The following is a 17,140-nucleotide window of genomic DNA, read 5'->3' as shown; positions in this document are numbered from 1 at the left end:
GCCCGTTTCAAACCTACTCGCACACATGTTCCCATCGGGCGTAGGCTGGCGCCGTGCTCCAGCTCCAGAGTTCACTGTTCGACCACACCGAGGAGATCGGCGTCGGGCCGCTCGACGCCGTCCGCCGCACCGTGCTCGGCGACGGCGCCTGGATCGACGAGCAGCCCGGCTGGTTGCACGGCGCGGGCGCCCTCTTCGAGCGGCTCGCCGCCGTCGTCCCCTGGCAGGCCGAGCGCCGCACCATGTACGAGCGGGTGGTGGACGTGCCGCGACTGCTCGCCTTCTACGGCGAGGAGGCCTTCGCGGACGGCCCGGACGCCCTCCCCCACCCGGTGCTGGCCGCCGCCCGCACGGCGCTGGGCGGGCACTACGCGGCGGAGCTCGGCGAGCCGTTCGCCACCGCGGGCCTGTGCTTCTACCGCGACGGCCACGACAGCGTCGCCTGGCACGGCGACCGGCTCGGCCGCGGCGGGCACCGGGACACGATGATCGCGATCGTCTCGGTCGGCGAACCCCGCCCGCTGCTGCTCCGCCCCCGCGGCGGCGGCCCCACCGTGCGGCGGCTGCTCGGCCACGGCGACCTGCTGGTGATGGGCGGCAGCTGCCAGCGCACCTGGGAGCACGCCGTCCCCAAGACGGTCCGCCCGGTCGGGCCGCGGATCAGCATCCAGTACCGCCCGCGCGGGGTCCGCTGACACCGCCGCCCGCGATCCGGGTACGGTGCTGCGACCCCGCTCCCGAGGAGGGCCGAGTGCCGCCCCAGCTGCCGTTCTTCGTCTACGGGACGCTCCGTCCCGGCCACCGCAACCACGACCGCCACCTGGCCGGGCGCTGCAGCGCGGTGCTGGACGCCGTCCTGGACGGCGCCGCCCTGCACCGCGGCCCCGGCTACCCGTACGTGGTGCCGTGCCCGGGGCGGCAGGTGCGCGGCGAACTGGTGACCGTGCCCGCCGGCCTGTACCCGCGGGTGCTCGCCGAACTCGACCTGCTGGAGGACTGCACCCCCGACGGCCTCGGCGAGTACGTGCGCGAGCGCCTGCCGGTGCACCTCGCCGACGGCACCGAGACCGACGCCTGGGTCTACCTGGCCGGCCCGCGCGTCACGGCCGCCCTGCACAGCGCCCCCGCCCTGGTCGCCTCCGGGGACTGGGCGGACGCCTGCCGCGGCTGAGCGCGCCCGCACCCGCACGTGCCCGGACATGACGATCCCCGGCGTCCGCTGCTGCCCCGCGCGCGTGGACCGTCGTCTCCTGCGCGCTTCGCGCCTCGACCCGCCGGGGGTCTCGCCAGAGCCTGGATCAGGGTCACTCGGACGGCCGTCGGACGTCTCCGTCGGCGGTGCGGCTCTGTCCGGTATTCCGGTGTATTGACCAGTGTCCTCCCTATTTGCCCCAGGTCAAGACCCCCCAGCGAACTCTCAGGAACACCCGGGGAGAAAGGTCAAGGGGTGGTAAAGTCCGACCACACTGACGCCGCATCAGCCGCGCCCGCACGCCGCGGGCACTGCTGCCCGCAACGGTGCGGGGCGGCGACCGAAGGGGGGCGGCGTGCCGGACGAACACGCCGTCGGGGGCGGCGGTACGAGCACGGCCCCGGCGGACACCCGCAGGAACCGGATCGACACCCTGCTGCGGCACTCGCCGCTGCAGCCCGCCTTCCGGGCCGTGGCCGCCGGCCGCCTCGCGGTCCTCGCCTACCACGGCATCGACGACCCGCAGACCTTCGCCGCCCAGATGGCCCGCCTCGCCCGCACCGCCCGGCCGGTCACCCTGGCCCGCGTCGAGCAGGCCGTCCTGGAGCGGCGCCCGCTGCCGCCGCGCAGCGTCCTGGTCACCTTCGACGACGGCGACCGCTCACTGCTCACCCACGGCCTGCCAGTCCTCGCGCGGCACGGCATCCCCGCCGTGGCCTATGTGATCGCCGGGCTGATCGGCGGCGACCGGCCGTACTGGTGGTCCGAGGCGGCCTTCCTCGTCGAACGCGGCGGCACCGCGGCCGCCCTCCCTCCGGGCACCGGGCCCGACGCCGCGGTCCGCCGCCTGAAGCAGCTGCCCGACGCCGAACGCCGGAGCGCCATCGACGAGCTGCGCACCACCGCCGGCACCGCCGCACCCCGCCGGCCCCAGCTCACCCCGGCCGACCTGCGCACCCTGCGCGACAGCGGGTTGGCGATCGGCAACCACACCGTCGACCACCCCTGCCTGGACCGCTGCCGCCCCGACGAGGCCGCCGAGCAGGTGGCCGAGGCCCACACCCGGCTCACCGGCTGGCTGGGCGAGGCACCGGCCTCGTTCGCCTACCCCAACGGCAATCTCGACCTGCACGCCGAGCGAGCCCTCACCGACCTCGGATACCGCACGGCCTTCCTGTTCGACCACCGGCACGACCGCCGTCTGCCGCGCCGACCGCTGCGGATCAGCCGACTTCGGGTGAACGCCTGCACCAGCATGAACAGGTTCGACACCATCCTCTCGGGCCTCCACCCCGCGGTGCACCGCCTCCGCGGAGGCCGGTGAGCGGCGACCCGTGACCGCAGGTCTGTGACCGGCTGCCCGGTGGACTGCGGCTCGGTGGACGGCGAAGGACAGGCACGGATCGAGGGGGCGGCAGCAGGATGGCGACGGCAACGGGCGGGGCGCCCGCGATCCACCGGTCACCGGTGGAACTCGGCAGCGAAGTCCTGGACGGGTGGCGGCAGCTGGTCGCCGACGACCCGCACGGTTCGTGGTTCGCCACCCCCGAGTGGGTGCTCTCCTGGTGGGAGACGCTCGGCAGCGCCGGCTCCGGTTCGGGGCGGGCCGAGATCGCCGTCTGGCGCGGCGCCGGCGGCCGGATCGAGGCGGTCGTCCCACTGCTGCACACCCGGCTCCGCCTCCACCCGCGGCTGCCCGTCACCGCGCCCTGCCTCACCCTGCTCGGCAGCGGGCCGGGCGCCGCCGACCACTGCGGCCCCGCGGTCGCCGCCCACCGGCAGGAGGACGTCCGCCACTGGCTGGCCGCGCGCGCCCGCCGCACGACGCTCTGGCTCCCCGACCTCGACCCCTCGGCCGCCGCGGCCCTGCCCCCCGGGGCCCGCGCCGTCGCCCGCGCGGCCTGCCCGCGCGCCGACCTGACGCAGGGCCACGACGCCCTCGGATCACGGCAGTTCCGCTCCACCGTGCGCCGGTACCGGCGAAAGCTGGAGGCCACCGGGGTCACTTTCCGCTGGGTACCGCCCGCCGAGGCCGGCACCGAGCACCTGGACGCCGTACTCGCCCTGCACCGGCTGCGCCGCACCGCCCTCGGCCGGCCCACCACCTTCGACGCCCACCGCCGCCCGCTCCACCTGCGGGTGCTGGAGCGCTCGGCCGCCACCACCGCGGACGACGGCCACGGCCCGGCCTTCCTGGTCGCCGAGCACGAGGGCGACACCATCGGCGCCCTGTACGGCTTCCGCTGGAACGGCGGCTTCGCCTACTACCAGATCGGCTGGGACCCGAAGTGGGCACCGCTGCGGCTCGGCACCGTGGTCATCTCCGAGGCCGTCCGCGCCTGCGCCGAACAGGGCCTGCACACCTTCGACTTCCTGCGCGGCACCGAGCCGTACAAGTACCGCTTCGGCGCGGTCGACCGCTACGACGACACCCGGCTGCTGCCGCACGGCCCGACCGGCGCCCTGCTCGCCCTCAAACATCGCGTCAAGAACCGCCGTGCCGAACGCACGGAGGCCGGTCCGACCGCGAACGGCACGGCGGAGGACTGACGCCCCGGTCGGGGCCGCTGGGGCCTGCCGATGCCGAGAGCGAGGAGCGAGGGGGCGACACCCGCCCCGAGCCGAAGGGCCCGCCGGTGCCGAAAGGGTGGGCCCCTCCTGCCCGTCGGCGGGCAAGGAGGGCGAGCGAGGGAGCGCAGCGACGGAGCATGGGGGCACCTCCCAGCCGCCAGGCTGGGGGAGAGTGTCGGCGCCGGATCAGGAGGGCCCGGAGGCGAGCGGGCGACAGCACAGCATCGCACCGGGAAATGTCCATGCCAGTCCGGCATTCGGAGCACCCTGATCGACCTCGCCCGAACCCTTGACAGGCACGGGATGCTGCCAGCAAGGTCCCTGGGAGCGCTCCCACAGCTGGTCCGGCAGACCGGCGGGGCGCACCCCACCCGATCAGCCAGTGAACGAGGCACCCCATGCCAGGTACCAGACGCCCTGCCCCGCACCACACCGCCATGTCCGATTCCGGCAGCGCCCGTGCCGTCATCGCCCCTGCCGGCGGGCCGTCGGCTGCTTCCCGCACCGCCGACCGGCGGTCGCACCGACGGCGGATGCTCCGGTCCGCCGCTGCGCTGGGTTGCGCCGGGCTCGCCCTGACCGCCTGCAGCAGCGGCGGAACCCCGGTCACGCCGGCGGCGTCCGGGATCCAGGAGACCATCACCCTCAAGGTGGGCACCTTCGGCTCCTTCGGCTACCGCGAGGCCGGCCTCTTCGCCGAGTACATGGACCGGCACCCGGAGATCGTCATCACCGAGGAGGCCACCCAGGACGGCAAGGAGTACTGGAACGACCTGACCTCCCGGCTCTCCGGGCAGAACCCCAAGCCGGTGGCGGACATCCAGGCCGTGGAGGTCGGCTACATCGCGGAGGCCACCGGCGCGCTGGCCGACAAGTTCACCGACCTGCGGTCGGCCACCGGCGTGCAGGCCTCGGCCTGGCTGCCGTGGAAGTCCGCCCAGGCCACCACCCCCGACGGTGCGCTGCTCGGCCTCGGCACCGACACCGGCCCGATGGCCGTCTGCTACCGCAAGGACCTGTTCAAGAAGGCGGGACTCCCGAGCGACCGCGACGCGGTGGGCAGGCTGTGGGCGGGCGACTGGTCCAAGTTCATCGACGTCGGCCGCCGTTACAAGGCGCACGCGCCGGCGAAGACGACCTTCACCGACTCGGCCGGCGGCCTGTTCAACGCGGTGCTGTCCAGCGAGTCCGAGCAGCTGTCGGACGCCCGGGGCCACCTGGTCTACCAGGACAGTGCCGGCGTGCAGAAGGCCTGGGACCTCTCGGTCTCCGCGGCACGGGCCGGACTCACCGGTGGTCTCCAGCAGTTCACCGCCCAGTGGAACGACGCGCTCTACCTCTCCGGCTTCGCCACCATCGTCTGCCCGTCCTGGATGACCGGCGTGATCAGCAAGTACGCCGGGGACCGCGGCGAGGGGCTGTGGGACATCGCGCCCGCACCGGCGGCCGGCAACTGGGGCGGCGCCTTCCTCGCGGTGCCGAAGGCCTCCCGCCACCAGAAGGAGGCCGCGGCGCTCGCCGCCTGGCTGACCGCCCCCGAGCAGCAGGCCAAGGTGTTCGCCAAGACCGGCAACCTGCCGTCGGCCGGCGCCGCGCTGCAGCTGCCGGCCGTCCAGGACGCCACCAATCCGTACTTCAACAACGCCCCCACCGGCCGGATCTACGCCGCGGCCGCCCGGACGATCCGGCCCGCGCCGATCGGCCCGCTGGACGGCACGGCCAAGGCCGTCATCACCGACACCGCCCTGCTGGACGTGGAACGGAACGGCACCGACCCGAGGAAGGCCTGGAACAGCGCGGTGAAGCTGATCACCGAGAAGGCCGGCGGCTGAGGGCGCCGTACGGCGCCGGGGCCCTGCCTGCACAGCAGGTGGGAGCGCTCCCGTAGACTGGAGTCCTCCGGCGCCGCGCCCATCCCCCGCGGCGCGGCGCCGGGGCTTCACGGGGCCGTGGCGAGCTTGCCGTGCGGGCAGCATCCCGTGTCACGGCGGCGTCGTTGGTACCGGTATGAGCACTTGTCATCCGTCCGCGCACGGCGCCGCGCCGTCCGCCGTCCCGCAGCAGACCCCGCACCTCCCGCCGGCGCCGCAGGACTTCGGCCCCGCCCAGAGCCTCCCCCGCCTGCACAGCCTGGCGCCCGCCGCGGGCTTCTCCCCGCCGGAACCACGGCCGGGACGGGGCCCGCTGCAGGCCCAGAGCTGGGCCTGCAGCGCCGCCGAGCAGGCCAGCGACGTCCTCAGCGGGCTGCGGACCGTCGAAGTCCCGGTCGCGGCCCTGCAGGCGGCGCTGCTCATCCTCACCGAACTCGTCGCGAGACCGCACGAGACCAACGGCATGCGCGAGGCCGCGCGGGAGATCTGCGGCGTGTTCGCCGGGCTGACCGACCAGGCGGTCTGAGAGCCACCGCCCGCTGCGGTCCGCCGGCCCCCGGCCCGCCCGCGGACGCGCCGCCCCGGCCGCCCCTCGGCGGGGTCCGGGCGGCGCGTCGGGCCGGTACGGCTGCGCATCCGGCCGGCGGGCCGTGCCGCCACAGCGCGCACGACCGCCCGGCGGCACGCCCGAGGAAGTGTTGGGCAATCGATCAACTGCGTGGCGTGCGGAAAGGGCAGACTGCGTGGGCCCGGACCGCCCCGTTGCGCTGTCAGTACAGTCCGCTGTAGGCGGCCGTCACGATCTCCATGCCGCGGTTGTCCTCCTGCCGGTCCCGGTCGATCATCTGGTTCATGACATAGGCCACCGTCATCCGTGAGCCTGGATCGCTCACGACCAGCGAGCCGCCCCAGCCGCCCCAGCCGAAGGTGTTGCCGAACTTGCCGAAGCCCATCGTCCAGGACATCGGCGTCCCCAGCACGCGGTCGTCACCGCGGAACACCTCCTGCCATGCGGGCTCGCAACCCCGGGGGGACAGCAGTCGCACTCCGCCGGCCGAACCCCGGTTCGCCAGTACCGACTGCACGAGGGCGACGGAGCGAGCATTGCCGAAACCGTTCACCGCAGGGATCTGCGCACGGCGCCAGGCCGTGGAGTTGGCGTCCTTGACCCGGATCACGGCACCGGTGTTCTCCCGGCGTGTGCCGTCCGGTCCCGGCGGTGCGCTGGCGGCGTACTCGTCGGTCAGGGACGGCGGCGGGATGAGCGGTGCGACGCGGTAGTCATGATCGGCGGAGAGCCCGATGTGGAAGTCCGCGCCCAGCGGTTCGGCCACCTCCTCGGCGAAGAACTCGCCGAGACTGCGGCCGGTGATGCGGCGGACGATCTCACCCAGGAGGAAGCCGAAGGTGAGGGCGTGATAGCCGGCGGCCGTTCCCGGCTCCCATTCGGGCGCCTGCGCGGCCAGCCCTGCCGTCACGCGCTCCCAGTCGTAGAGCTCCTCGACCGTCGTCGGCCCGGACAGGTCCGGCAGCCCCGCGGTGTGCGACAGCACGTGCCGCACCAGCACGTTCTCCTTACCGGCCGCGGCGAACTCGGGCCAGTAGGCGGCGACCGGCGCAGACAGGTCGAGCTCGCCCCGGTCGGCCAGGATCAGCGCGCACAGGGCGGTCATGTTCTTGGTCGTCGAGTTCACGCCGGTGAGGGTGTCGTGCTCCCAGCTGACGGAGCGGTCCGCATCGGCGTACCCGCCCCAGATGTCGACCACCTGCTCGCCGTCGATGCAGACGGCCGCCGAGGCACCCACGTCGTCCTTGCCGAGCAAAGCTGCAAGGGCCGCACGGACTGCGTCGAACCGCGGCTCGCAAAACCCCTTAACATCAGTCATGGGTACAAGCCTCAGGTGACGCCGGGGCTTCCCGCCCAACAATTCCCGCGCCGGTTTTGTCGGGTGGGGCGCGATCGAATCCTCTCCACTCCGGCAAGGCGGCCTGACGGCCGCGCGGTCGGCCGATGGCCCGGCCGGCGCCCGGGACTGCAGCGCCGATGACCGCAGTGCCGCGCGGCAAGCGACTCCGGCTCCGGCTCGGGTGCCGGCCGCTGCGGCTCCTGCGGCCGGCCGGCAGGGTGGGCGTTCCCACGGTGGAGACGCAGGAGGAAGGACGGACACGCGTGCTGGAGCGGCTGAATCAGGCACTGGACCACTTGGAATCCTGCCTCGACCGGGAGGTCGACATGGCCGAGGTGGCCCGGATCGCCGCGGTGTCGGAGTACCACTTCCGGCGGCTGTTCTCCGCGCTCGCCGGGATGCCGCTCCCGGTCTACGTGCGGCGCCGACGGATGACGCTCGCCGGGGCCGAGGTGCTGGCCGGGGAGCTGACGCTGCTCGATGTCGCGGTGCGGTACGGGTACGGCTCGGGCGAGGCGTTCGCCCGGGCGTTCCGGTCGGTGCACGGCATCGGGCCGGGCGAGGCCCGGCGTACGGGTGCGGTGCTCACGGCACAGCCGCGGATGTCCTTCCGTGTCGTCGTCGAAGGGAGTACGGCCATGCGGTACCGGATCATGGAGAAGGAGTCGTTCCGGGTCGTCGGCAGGAAAGCCCGGCTCCCGCTCGTGCACGAGGGGGTCAACGCGGCCGCCGCGGCGCACCTGGAAAGCCTGGACGAGCAGGCGATCGTACGGATGAAGGAGCTGGCCGGCCAGGAGCCGGAGGGGATCCTGTCGGCGGTGGTGTACCTGACCGACAGCCGGGAAGAGGGCGCCGAGGCGGACTACTGGATCGGCGTGGTGACCGGTCCCGAGGCGGCCGCCGAGGAGCTCGACGCCCTCGACGTGCCGGCCGGGACCTGGGCGGTCTTCGACAACCACGGGCCCTATCCGAGCGCCCTCCAGGAGCTGTGGCGGGACGTGTTCACGCAGTGGTTCCCCTCGAACCCGTACACCAGCCGGACAGGTCCGGAGCTCCTGCGGACGCAGCCGGTGGAGATCGGCGCGGAGACCGACTCCCAGCTGTGGATCCCGGTCGAGCGGGGCAGCGGGAGCGCCGGGGCGTGAACGCCGGCACCGCAGCAGCGGCTCGATCACAACCCGTGCGCCACGCCACGCAGTTGATCAATCACCCGACACTTTCCCGGCCGCCGGAGCGGCTCACCGTCTCGGCGATCCACACGGGCGCGAACGGGGACGTGCAGCCCGGGGAGGTCGGGTAGTCCTTGAGCACCTGCAGACGCTCGCCGATGTCGACGGCGCGGGCGCGGTACTCGGGGTGGTCGATCCCGATCCGGGCCAGGCAGTGGTTCATCGCCCACTGCAGGCGGCCGGGGCGCCCTGCATCTCCGCCTCGATGACATCGAGCAGTCCTGCGAGGTCGAGGCCCTCGGGCTTCTTGGTGACGCGCTCGGTGGTCAGCGCCCAGCCGGCGCTGGCGACCACCGGGTCAGGGTCGGCGAACCAGGCCAGGCGCAGCTCTTCGGCGTGCGGGCTCTTCTTCACCACGTAGTTCACGAGCCAGTCGTGCACCTTGGGTTTGCGCGCCTCACGCAGCATGGTGTCCAACTCGCCGCGCTCGAACGCCTTCGGCCGGCAGATCAGGATCGCCAGCAGCCGTGCCGCGGTGTCGCCGGTCTCCCAGAGCCCGCGGGCGAGCTCCTGCTGGGTCTTCAGCCGCTTGGCGAGCGCGCGCAGTTTGCCGAGGTTCACCCCGTGGTCGTCGCCGTGCCTCTCGTTCACCGCGCGTGCCTTCGGGTCCTCGAGTGCGGCCAGCTCGGCCACCGTCGTCTCGGCCACCGTCGTCTCGGGCACCGTCGTCTCGGGCACCGTTGTCTCGGCCACCTGAGTCTCCTGTCCGTCACGTCCGCGGTTCAGCGTACGGCGGCGGTCTGACACCCGTCCGTCCACGGCGGTGCGGCGGCACGTGTCGGGCGGGGGTCAGCAGCAGGGTCCGGCTCGGCGGTGCTCCTGGGCGAGTGCGGTGAAGGGGATGGGGCAGCAGTCGCTGTCCGCGCAGACGGTCAGGTCGTCGCAGCCCGCCGCGACCGCCGCGACCAGGGCGGTGCGGATGGTGGTCAGGTCGGCGATCTTGGCGTCGACCTCGGCGAGCTTGGCGGCCGCGCGCTCCTGCAGCCCGGCCACCGGCCGACCGTGCCGGTGGCGGCCGGCCTCCAGCAGTTCGGCGACCTCGTCGAGGGTGAACCCGAGCCGCTGGGCGGCCTTGATCACCCGCAGTACGGTGACCGCCCGGTCGTCGTACATCCGGTGGCCGCCCGGGCTGCGGCCCGGGTCGGGGAGCAGCCCGCGGCGCTCGTAGTAGCGCAGGGTCTGGATGTTCACGCCGGCCGCCTCGGCGACCTGGCCGGTGCGCAGTCCCTCGTTCACTGCGGCCTCCCGGGTGCGGACGCCCACCACTCCGGCGCCCGGTCCGTACTGATCATCCCGCTCACTCCCGTCGCCGCGTCCCGGCCGGAACGTCTTCGACGGTAAACCTGTACCCGGGTACCGGATGCAAGTGAGCGGGCCCGGCCGCGGCGGACGGGGCGGCCTCGGCAGGGACGTCCGGTCACGGCTGGGGGTTGTCGACGATGGCCCGGAGCGCCGCCAGCAGGTGGGGGCGGTCGGCGGGGGCGACGGGCTGGAGGAACATGCGCTCGACGATGGCGGCGTGCACCTCGGTGGCCCGGTGGAAGGCGTCGGCGCCCCGGTCCGTGGCCTGCACCAGGGTGATCCTGCGGTCGGCGGGCGAGGGCGTGCGGCGCACCAGGCCGGCCTGCTCCATCCGGTCGACGAGGCGGGTGGTGCCGCCGCTGGTGAGGGTGAGCCCCTCGGCCAGGTCCCGCTGGGAGGTGCCTCCGCCGTGGTCCCGGGCGAGCATCAGCAGCACCTCGAACATGGTGTGGCTGAGTCCGCACTCGGCGCGCATCGCGGCGTCCACGGCCCGGTCGAGGCGGGCTGCGGCGCGCAGCAGCAGGCCGAGCTCCTGGATGGCGGGGCCGGCCGCGGCCCGTGCGAGTTCCGCGGCGCCGGCGTGCTCCGGGGTCGCCGGCCCTTCCTCGCGCGCCGTCGGTGCGATCTCCATGCGCGGAGTCTACTGATCGGCCACCACCAAGATCGGCTGTTGCACGGCTCGGCTTCCACACGGATCGGCCGTCGCACGGCTCGGCACAGGATTGACTGATTGCTCAATTGCTGAGCAGTCAGCTATTTCGCTACGCTGATCCGGCTGCACCGCAGCAGAGGGGTGATGCCGCTCGGCAGGGTCGTTCGGTGCCGGACCCGTGCGGTGCCGGACTCCCTCGGTCGCCGACCGATTCCGCCACCGACCGATTCCGCCACCAATCCGACGGAGAGACTGTCGATGACCGACATATCCGCCCGACAGGCGTCCCCGGCTCTCGCTCCCACCGCGGGCGGCGGGCGCCGGCTGAAGCTCGTCGTCGTCCTCGGCGCCCTCTCCGCGTTCGGGCCGCTGTCGCTGGACATGTACCTCCCGGCCTTCCCCGCGCTGGCCTCCGACCTCGGTGTGCAGGACGCGGACGTGCAGCTCACGCTGACCGCCTGCCTGCTCGGCCTGGCGCTCGGCCAGCTGGTGGCCGGGCCGCTGAGCGACAGCCGCGGCCGCCGCACTCCCCTGCTGATCGGTCTCGGCTGCTACGCGGCGGCATCGCTCGCCTGTGCCTTCGCACCGAACATCGAGGTGCTGACCGGCCTGCGGCTCGTCCAGGGCATGGCCGGTGCCGCCGGCATCGTGATCAGCCGGGCGGTGGTGCGCGACCTGTACGACGGCACCGAGGCCGCCCGCTTCTTCTCCCTGCTGATGCTGGTGAACGGGCTGGCGCCGATCCTCGCGCCGGTGCTCGGCAGCCAGCTGCTGCGGTTCGCCGACTGGCGGGCGGTGTTCGCGGTGCTCGCGGCGATCGGCGCCCTGCTGCTCGCCACCGCGGTGCCGGCCCTGCCGGAGTCCCTCCCCCCGGAACGGCGCAACCGCGGCGGACTGGGCCGGACGGTGCGCAGCTTCGGCGGGCTGCTCGGCGACCGCCGGTTCATGGGCTACGCCCTGTCGGCGGGCTCGGCGTTCGCCGCGATGTTCGCGTACATCTCGGGCTCGTCGTTCGTACTGCAGCAGGTGTACGGGCTGGACGCCCAGCAGTTCAGCCTGGTGTTCGGCGGGAACGCGCTGGGTCTGGTGCTGCTGGGGCAGGTGAATGCGCGGCTGCTGCGGAGCCGGGCCCCGGGGGTGATGCTGCGGGCCGGGCTGGCGGTGTCGGCGGTGGGCGGCGCCGGGCTGCTGGTGGCGGTCGTGGCGGGGCCGGGGCTGTGGGCGGTGTGCGGTTCGCTGCTGCTGGTGGTGGCCGCGGTGGGTCTGATCATGCCGAACTCGACGGCGCTGGCGCTGTCGGGGCGGGACAACGCGGGGACGGCCTCCGCCCTGCTGGGGCTGCTGCAGTTCGCGCTGGGCGGGCTGGCGGCGCCCCTGGCGGGCCTGGGCGGCTCGGGTTCGGCGCTGCCGATGGCGGTGGTGATCGCAGCGTTCTCGGGTGCGGCCGTGCTCGTCCATGCCCTGGTGCTGCCGCGGACGTCTCCCGCCTAGGACGCGCGTCCTCAGGAGGTCGCGGGTGCCCCGCCAGGGCGCTGGGGCCGCCCCCAGCGCCCTGGATGGACCAGCGTGGCTACCAGCTCTCGCCGGCGGGCTGGCGGGTGGTGGCGTTGAGGCGGTTGAAGAGGTTGGTCACGCCGATCATCAGGATCAGCGAGGCGAGCTGCTTCTCGTCGTAGTGGGCGGCGGCGGCGTTCCAGATCTCGTCCGGGACGGCCTCGGAGCGGTCGCTGAGCCGGGTGGCGGCCTCGGTGAGGGCGAGGGCGGCGCGCTCGGCCTCGGTGAAGTACGGGGCTTCGCGCCAGGCGGCGACGGCGTGCAGTCGCTCGTCGCTCTCGCCGGCCTTGCGTGCGGCGATGGTGCCGCCGACCACGCAGTAGCTGCAGCCGTTGATCTGGCTGGCCCGCAGGTGGACGAGGTCGAGGGTGCCCTCGGGGACGCCTCCCTTCTTCGCCGCCTTGAGGACGCCGAGGATGGCCGACATGGCCTCGGGGATGACGACCGCCGGGTTCTGCATCCGTGCCTGCTGCATCGCTGTGCTCCTTCTCGCCGGCCCGAGCCACTGCCTGCGCCGGCCTCCTTGTCTGCTTCGGTGCTCCTCTGACGTAGGCGGGGCGGCGGATGTGACGGGGTGCGCGGACGGATTTCGCCGGCCCTTTTCCGCGGGTCCCGGCCGCGTCTTTTGCGGGCCCGGCCGCGGCGGGGGCAGGCTTGAGGGCGGGAGCCGAGAAGGCGAGGAGAGCCATGAGCACCCTTGAGGAGCAGATCGAGATCGGTGCCCCGGCCGATGCGACCTGGGAGCAACTGCACCGGATCGCCGACTACCCCCGCTTCGTCGAGGGCGTGCTGCACGCCTCCGCCCGTGGCAGCCACCGTGCGCATCTGGACGTGGCGGTGGACGGGGGGCACCGGGAGTTCGACGCGTTCTTCACCGACCGCGGCCACAACCGGGTGATGACCTGGCAGACCGTGGACGCCCCGCATCTGCGCGGCACGTTCGCGCTGCGGCCGTTGGGCGGGGACAGGACGCAGGTGCAGGTGCGGATCGAGTACGAGCCGGCTGCCGTGGAGGAGCTGTTCGGCGGGCCGCCGCACGGTTTCGCGCAGGCGTCGGCGATCGAGCGGACGGTGCGGACGGACCTGGAGCAGCTCCGCGACCTGGTGGAGCAGCGCAGCCGCTGACGCCGGTCGTCGGTGCAGGACCCCACTGACTCAGGCGCAGGCCACTGACTCAGGTGCAGGCAGGCGCAGGTCAGGGCAGTGACTGCTCGGCCCAGATGACCTTGCCGGAGTCGGTGTAGCGGGTGCCCCAACGCTCGGCGAACTGGGCGACGAGGAAGAGTCCGCGGCCGCCCTCGTCGGTGCTGGCGGCGTACTTGAGGTGCGGGGAGGTGCTGCTGGAGTCGGAGACCTCGCAGATCAGTGTCCGGTCGCGGAGCAGTCGGACGCGGATCGGGCCGCCGCCGTAGCGGATGGCGTTGGTGACGAGTTCGCTGAGGATGAGTTCGGTGGTGAAGGCGAGGTCCTCCAGGCCCCAGTCCTCGAGGCGCCGGCTGACCTCGCCGCGGACGGCGGAGACGGCGCTGGGGTCGGAGGGGACGTCCCAGCCGTCGACGTTCTCGGCAGGGAGGGCGCGGGTGCGGGCGACGAGCAGGGCGATGTCGTCGGTGGGGCTGGCGGGGAGCATGGCGTCGAGCACGGTGTCGCAGGTCTTCTCCGGCGTGCTGCCGGGGTGTGCGGCGAGGGTGGTGCGCAGCGCTTCGAGGCCTTCGTCGATGTCGCGCTGGCGGTCCTCGACGAGGCCGTCGGTGTAGAGGACCATCTGGCTGCCCTCGGGGAGGTCGATCTCGACGGCCTCGAAGGGGAGGCCGACGAGGCCGAGGGGCGGGCCTGCGGGGAGTTCGGGGAATTCGACGCTGCCGTCGGGGTGGACGACGGCGGGCAGCAGGTGGCCGGCGCGGGCCATGGTGCAGCGCAGGGAGACCGGGTCGTAGATGGCGTAGAGGCAGGTGGCGCCGGTGATGGGGGCGTCTCCGTCGAGGGAGGCGTCCTGGTCGATGCGGTTGACGAGGTCGTCGAGGTGGCCGAGGAGTTCGTCCGGCGGGATGTCGAGGGCGGAGAAGGTGTGTACGGCGGTGCGCAGCCGGCCCATGGTGGCGGCGGCGTGCAGGCCGTGGCCGACGACGTCGCCGACGACGAGGGCGACGCGGGCGCCGGGCAGTGGGATGACGTCGAACCAGTCGCCGCCGACGCCTGCCTGGGCGGGCAGGTAGCGGTAGGCGAGGTCGAGGGCGCTCTGTTCGGGGAGGCCGCCGGGCAGCAGGCTGTGCTGCAGGGTGACGGCCATGGCGTGTTCGCGGGTGTAGCGGCGGGCGTTGTCGATGCACAGGGCGGCGCGGACGACGAGTTCCTCGGCGACGGAGCGGTCGTCGTCGTCGAAGGGTTCGGGGCGGTCGGAGCGCCAGAAGCTGGCCATGCCGAGGACCATGCCGCGGGCCTGGAGCGGCAGGGTGAGCAGGGAGTGGACGCCGTAGCGCTGGACGCCGGCGGCGCGTTCGGGGTGGTAGGGCTTCCAGGCCTCGAAGGCGGCGGTGAGGTCGGGTTCGAGGACGGGCCGGCCGGAGGCCATGGAGCGGGCGCGGGGGGTGTCGGGGACGAGCGGGACGTTCTCGCCGACGGGGATGAACGGGGAGTCGGGGCGGACGCCGCTGTGGCCGGTGCGGCGCATCACGGTGGGCAGGCCGGTGGGTTCCTCGCCGCGGAGCACGGGTTCGGCGAGGTCGACGGTGACGAAGTCGGCGAAGACGGGGACGGCGGCGTCGGCGAGTTCCTGGGCGGTGCGGGTGACGTCGAGGGTGGTGCCGATGTTGCCGGTGGCGTCGTACAGCAGTTGGAGGCGGCGGCCGGCGAGTTCGGCGCGGCCGGAGAGGGCCTGGAGTTCGGTGGAGTCGCGGAGGGTGACGACGCGGCCGGGCGGGCCGCCGTTGGTGTCGGTGGAGCGGATGTTGACGGCGAGCAGCCGTTCGCCGGCGCTGACGACCTGGTCGGTGGCGGTGCTGCCGGAGGTGAGCAGGTCGGTGAGGCGGTGGTCGAGGCCCAGGTCGGCGACGTCCCTGCCCTCGGCGTCGGCGGGGAGCGGGAGCAGGCGGCGGGCCTCGTCGTTGGCGAGCAGGAGGCGTCCGGTGCCGTCGAAGATGAGGACGCCCTCGCGGACGGCGTGCAGGACCGCGTCGTGGTGCTCGTACATGCGGGTCATCTCGGCGGGGCCGAGGCCGTGGGTCTGGCGGCGCAGGCGGCGGCCGACGAGGGCGGTGCCTGCGGTGGCGAGGGCGAGGGCTCCTGCGGCGGTGGCGAGGAGCAGGGGCAGCTGGCGGTCGGCGGTGTCGGCGATCTTGGCCTTGCGGACGCCGGCGGAGACGATGCCGACGACGGTGCCGTCGGGTTCCTTGACGGGGACGGTGGCCTGGACGAGGGGGCCGATGGTGCCGTCGACGTTCTCGATGACGGTCTTGCCGGCAAGGGCGGGGGCGATGGTGCCGACGAACTTCTTGCCGATCCGGTCGGGCATCGGGTGGGTGTAGCGGATGCCGGCGGTGTTCATCACGACGATGAAGTCCACGCCGGACGTGACGCGGGCGGCCTCGGCACGGGGCTGGAGGACGACGGTCGGCTCGGGGGTGCTGAGCGCCTCGATGATGCCGGGCGCGTTGGCGAAGGTCTGGGCGACGGCGAGGGAGCGGTTGGCGGCCTCGCGGGTGATGTCCTTGCGGGACTGCAACACGAGTTCGACGCCTGCTGCGACGACCAGGAGCAGGACGATGACCACCTGAAGGACGAACACCTGGCCTGCGACGCTGCGCATTCTCAACGCCGACCACGGACGTCGACCGGTGGAGTCGGGGACCGACGGGGTCCGGGATCGGCCCCTAAACCGGACCATATGCCTATGTGTACCCCGCGGGGCCCCGCCCGGCCAAGGGGTGAGCCCGATCACATCGCCGGACGGACTGCCCGGTCACGGAGGGTGCGGGCCTGGCGGCACCCCGCCGGCGCACCCCGGATCGTCTCTCCCGTGGTGCGTCGGTCCCGTGGTGCGTCGGCGGCGCTGCCTGCGGATGCGGGTGTTGTCAGTAGATGAGGTAGGAGGGCCGGTGGCCCTCGTCGGCGATCTCGCCGTCCGCGACGGACCTCAGTTTGCGGGCGAGTTCGTCGAGTGCGCGGGAGGCGGCCATCTCTTCGCCGATCCTGGCCAGCGGGCGGTCGTCGCGGCTCTTGACCGCTTCGCCGTGGCCGCTGAGGCCGGGTGCGTGCGAGCCGCTCAGCCGGGCGTCGCAGGCGGTGTTGACGCCGTCCTCTTCGAAGACCAGCTCTACGTCCCACTGGTTGTGCATCCTGCACCTCCTCGTGGCGTTCCCGGGTTCCAGCGTGCGCCCGCGGGCCGTGGGCGGGCAACCAGGGGCGGGAATGCCGCCATGTCGGTGAACGTTCAACAGATCGCTCCGGGTGCGGACCGGACGGAGCGACGGACGGACGAGAGGAGTCCCACGGTGTTCCAGCAGTACCTCACGGGCGACACCGCCGAGCAGTGGCGCTGGGCAGGACTGTACTTCGACGCCAAGGAGTACGCCGAGGCGGCGCGGCTGCTCGCGCCGGTGGTCGAGCAGCACCCGGAGCAGGTCGGGCCGCGGCTGCTGCTGGCCCGCGCCTACTACCACTCCGCGCAGCTGCGGCGCGCCGAGGAGCAGCTGCGGGAGGTCGTGGCCCGCGACCCGGTCGAGCAGTACGCGCACCTGATGCTGGGGCGCACCCTGGAGCGCCAGGGCCGCCCCGCCGAGGCGGCCCGCTGGCTGCGGCTGGCGGAGGCCCTGGAGGGCTGAGGGGCGCGACCCGCGGGGCGCGGGGAACCGCACGGTTCCCCG

General features: G+C 73.5%; 16 protein-coding genes and 1 pseudogene. 10 read left to right on the top strand and 7 right to left on the bottom strand.

Annotated elements, in window-relative coordinates; genetic code table 11:
• The first annotated feature begins 53 nt into the window (after positions 1 to 53).
• From AB0M03_RS30365 to AB0M03_RS30340, 6 genes are all read left to right on the top strand, one after another.
• A complete protein-coding gene (locus AB0M03_RS30365; protein WP_363497090.1) occupies positions 54 to 695 on the top strand; it encodes an alpha-ketoglutarate-dependent dioxygenase AlkB in 642 nt (213 codons plus the stop codon).
• Positions 696 to 751: 56 nt separating this feature from the next.
• Positions 752 to 1,171 carry a gamma-glutamylcyclotransferase family protein gene (locus AB0M03_RS30360; protein ID WP_363497087.1) on the top strand — a complete coding sequence of 140 codons (420 nt, stop codon included), beginning with the start codon at positions 752 to 754 and terminating at the stop codon, positions 1,169 to 1,171.
• Between the two features lie 376 nt (positions 1,172 to 1,547).
• The gene (locus AB0M03_RS30355) at positions 1,548 to 2,516 is read left to right on the top strand and encodes a polysaccharide deacetylase family protein (RefSeq protein WP_363497084.1); all 969 of its coding nucleotides are present in this window, start codon (positions 1,548 to 1,550) and stop codon (positions 2,514 to 2,516) included.
• 98 nt (positions 2,517 to 2,614) lie between these two features.
• The gene (locus AB0M03_RS30350; protein ID WP_363497081.1) at positions 2,615 to 3,742 is read left to right on the top strand and encodes a GNAT family N-acetyltransferase; all 1,128 of its coding nucleotides are present in this window, start codon (positions 2,615 to 2,617) and stop codon (positions 3,740 to 3,742) included.
• A gap of 458 nt (positions 3,743 to 4,200) precedes the next feature.
• On the top strand, positions 4,201 to 5,595 hold the full coding sequence (locus AB0M03_RS30345; RefSeq protein ID WP_363497078.1) for an ABC transporter substrate-binding protein: 1,395 nt from the start codon (positions 4,201 to 4,203) through the stop codon (positions 5,593 to 5,595).
• Between the two features lie 175 nt (positions 5,596 to 5,770).
• On the top strand, positions 5,771 to 6,160 hold the full coding sequence (locus AB0M03_RS30340) for a hypothetical protein (RefSeq protein WP_363497075.1): 390 nt from the start codon (positions 5,771 to 5,773) through the stop codon (positions 6,158 to 6,160).
• A 244-nt stretch (positions 6,161 to 6,404) separates the two neighbouring features.
• On the opposite strand, the gene AB0M03_RS30335 is transcribed toward AB0M03_RS30340, so the two are convergent.
• Positions 6,405 to 7,520, bottom strand: a complete 1,116-nt coding sequence (locus tag AB0M03_RS30335; RefSeq protein ID WP_363497073.1) for a serine hydrolase domain-containing protein — start codon at positions 7,518 to 7,520, stop codon at positions 6,405 to 6,407.
• Between the two features lie 284 nt (positions 7,521 to 7,804).
• Between AB0M03_RS30335 and AB0M03_RS30330 the strand changes: the two genes are divergently transcribed.
• Complete coding sequence (locus AB0M03_RS30330; RefSeq protein ID WP_363497070.1) at positions 7,805 to 8,686, top strand: AraC family transcriptional regulator; 882 nt, start codon at positions 7,805 to 7,807, stop codon at positions 8,684 to 8,686.
• A 61-nt stretch (positions 8,687 to 8,747) separates the two neighbouring features.
• On the opposite strand, the pseudogene AB0M03_RS30325 reads toward AB0M03_RS30330, so the two are convergent.
• The 3 genes and pseudogenes from AB0M03_RS30325 to AB0M03_RS30315 all read right to left on the bottom strand — a co-directional run bounded on the left by AB0M03_RS30325 (position 8,748) and on the right by AB0M03_RS30315 (position 10,703).
• Positions 8,748 to 9,433, bottom strand: a pseudogene (locus tag AB0M03_RS30325) (DNA alkylation repair protein).
• Between the two features lie 126 nt (positions 9,434 to 9,559).
• Positions 9,560 to 10,006 (bottom strand): MerR family transcriptional regulator, encoded by a 447-nt coding sequence (locus tag AB0M03_RS30320; RefSeq protein WP_363497067.1) that lies wholly within the window; start codon positions 10,004 to 10,006, stop codon positions 9,560 to 9,562.
• Between the two features lie 181 nt (positions 10,007 to 10,187).
• Entirely contained in the window at positions 10,188 to 10,703 is a 516-nt protein-coding gene (locus tag AB0M03_RS30315; protein ID WP_363497064.1) for a MarR family transcriptional regulator, read from the bottom strand.
• Between the two features lie 279 nt (positions 10,704 to 10,982).
• On the opposite strand from AB0M03_RS30315, the gene AB0M03_RS30310 reads away from it, so the two are divergent.
• The gene (locus AB0M03_RS30310; protein ID WP_363497061.1) at positions 10,983 to 12,215 is read left to right on the top strand and encodes a Bcr/CflA family multidrug efflux MFS transporter; all 1,233 of its coding nucleotides are present in this window, start codon (positions 10,983 to 10,985) and stop codon (positions 12,213 to 12,215) included.
• Positions 12,216 to 12,294: 79 nt separating this feature from the next.
• Here the strand turns inward: AB0M03_RS30310 and AB0M03_RS30305 are convergent, their stop codons facing one another.
• The gene (locus AB0M03_RS30305; protein WP_363497058.1) at positions 12,295 to 12,753 is read right to left on the bottom strand and encodes a carboxymuconolactone decarboxylase family protein; all 459 of its coding nucleotides are present in this window, start codon (positions 12,751 to 12,753) and stop codon (positions 12,295 to 12,297) included.
• A gap of 212 nt (positions 12,754 to 12,965) precedes the next feature.
• On the opposite strand from AB0M03_RS30305, the gene AB0M03_RS30300 reads away from it, so the two are divergent.
• The gene (locus AB0M03_RS30300) at positions 12,966 to 13,403 is read left to right on the top strand and encodes an SRPBCC family protein (RefSeq protein ID WP_363497055.1); all 438 of its coding nucleotides are present in this window, start codon (positions 12,966 to 12,968) and stop codon (positions 13,401 to 13,403) included.
• 70 nt (positions 13,404 to 13,473) lie between these two features.
• On the opposite strand, the gene AB0M03_RS30295 is transcribed toward AB0M03_RS30300, so the two are convergent.
• Positions 13,474 to 16,161, bottom strand: a complete 2,688-nt coding sequence (locus AB0M03_RS30295) for a SpoIIE family protein phosphatase (RefSeq protein WP_363497052.1) — start codon at positions 16,159 to 16,161, stop codon at positions 13,474 to 13,476.
• A gap of 187 nt (positions 16,162 to 16,348) precedes the next feature.
• Complete coding sequence (locus AB0M03_RS30290; protein ID WP_363497049.1) at positions 16,349 to 16,612, bottom strand: dsRBD fold-containing protein; 264 nt, start codon at positions 16,610 to 16,612, stop codon at positions 16,349 to 16,351.
• 156 nt (positions 16,613 to 16,768) lie between these two features.
• Between AB0M03_RS30290 and AB0M03_RS30285 the strand changes: the two genes are divergently transcribed.
• Positions 16,769 to 17,098 carry a tetratricopeptide repeat protein gene (locus AB0M03_RS30285; protein ID WP_363497046.1) on the top strand — a complete coding sequence of 110 codons (330 nt, stop codon included), beginning with the start codon at positions 16,769 to 16,771 and terminating at the stop codon, positions 17,096 to 17,098.
• Positions 17,099 to 17,140: the final 42 nt, after the last annotated feature.

The sequence above is a fragment of the Kitasatospora sp. NPDC051914 genome, from assembly GCF_040680995.1.
Taxonomy (GTDB): domain Bacteria; phylum Actinomycetota; class Actinomycetes; order Streptomycetales; family Streptomycetaceae; genus Kitasatospora.
The sequence above is the reverse complement of the archived record's forward strand: the minus strand, read 5'-3'. Positions and strand labels throughout refer to the sequence as shown.

Coding starts and splice junctions, on each gene's coding strand:
- AB0M03_RS30295 (WP_363497052.1), bottom strand. CDS start 16,161: ATGGTCCGGTTTAGGGGCCGATCCCGGACCCCGTCGGTCCCCGACTCC.
- AB0M03_RS30290 (WP_363497049.1), bottom strand. CDS start 16,612: ATGCACAACCAGTGGGACGTAGAGCTGGTCTTCGAAGAGGACGGCGTC.
- AB0M03_RS30350 (WP_363497081.1), top strand. CDS start 2,615: ATGGCGACGGCAACGGGCGGGGCGCCCGCGATCCACCGGTCACCGGTG.
- AB0M03_RS30305 (WP_363497058.1), bottom strand. CDS start 12,753: ATGCAGCAGGCACGGATGCAGAACCCGGCGGTCGTCATCCCCGAGGCC.
- AB0M03_RS30315 (WP_363497064.1), bottom strand. CDS start 10,703: ATGGAGATCGCACCGACGGCGCGCGAGGAAGGGCCGGCGACCCCGGAG.
- AB0M03_RS30335 (WP_363497073.1), bottom strand. CDS start 7,520: ATGACTGATGTTAAGGGGTTTTGCGAGCCGCGGTTCGACGCAGTCCGT.
- AB0M03_RS30340 (WP_363497075.1), top strand. CDS start 5,771: ATGAGCACTTGTCATCCGTCCGCGCACGGCGCCGCGCCGTCCGCCGTC.
- AB0M03_RS30310 (WP_363497061.1), top strand. CDS start 10,983: ATGACCGACATATCCGCCCGACAGGCGTCCCCGGCTCTCGCTCCCACC.
- AB0M03_RS30345 (WP_363497078.1), top strand. CDS start 4,201: ATGTCCGATTCCGGCAGCGCCCGTGCCGTCATCGCCCCTGCCGGCGGG.
- AB0M03_RS30300 (WP_363497055.1), top strand. CDS start 12,966: ATGAGCACCCTTGAGGAGCAGATCGAGATCGGTGCCCCGGCCGATGCG.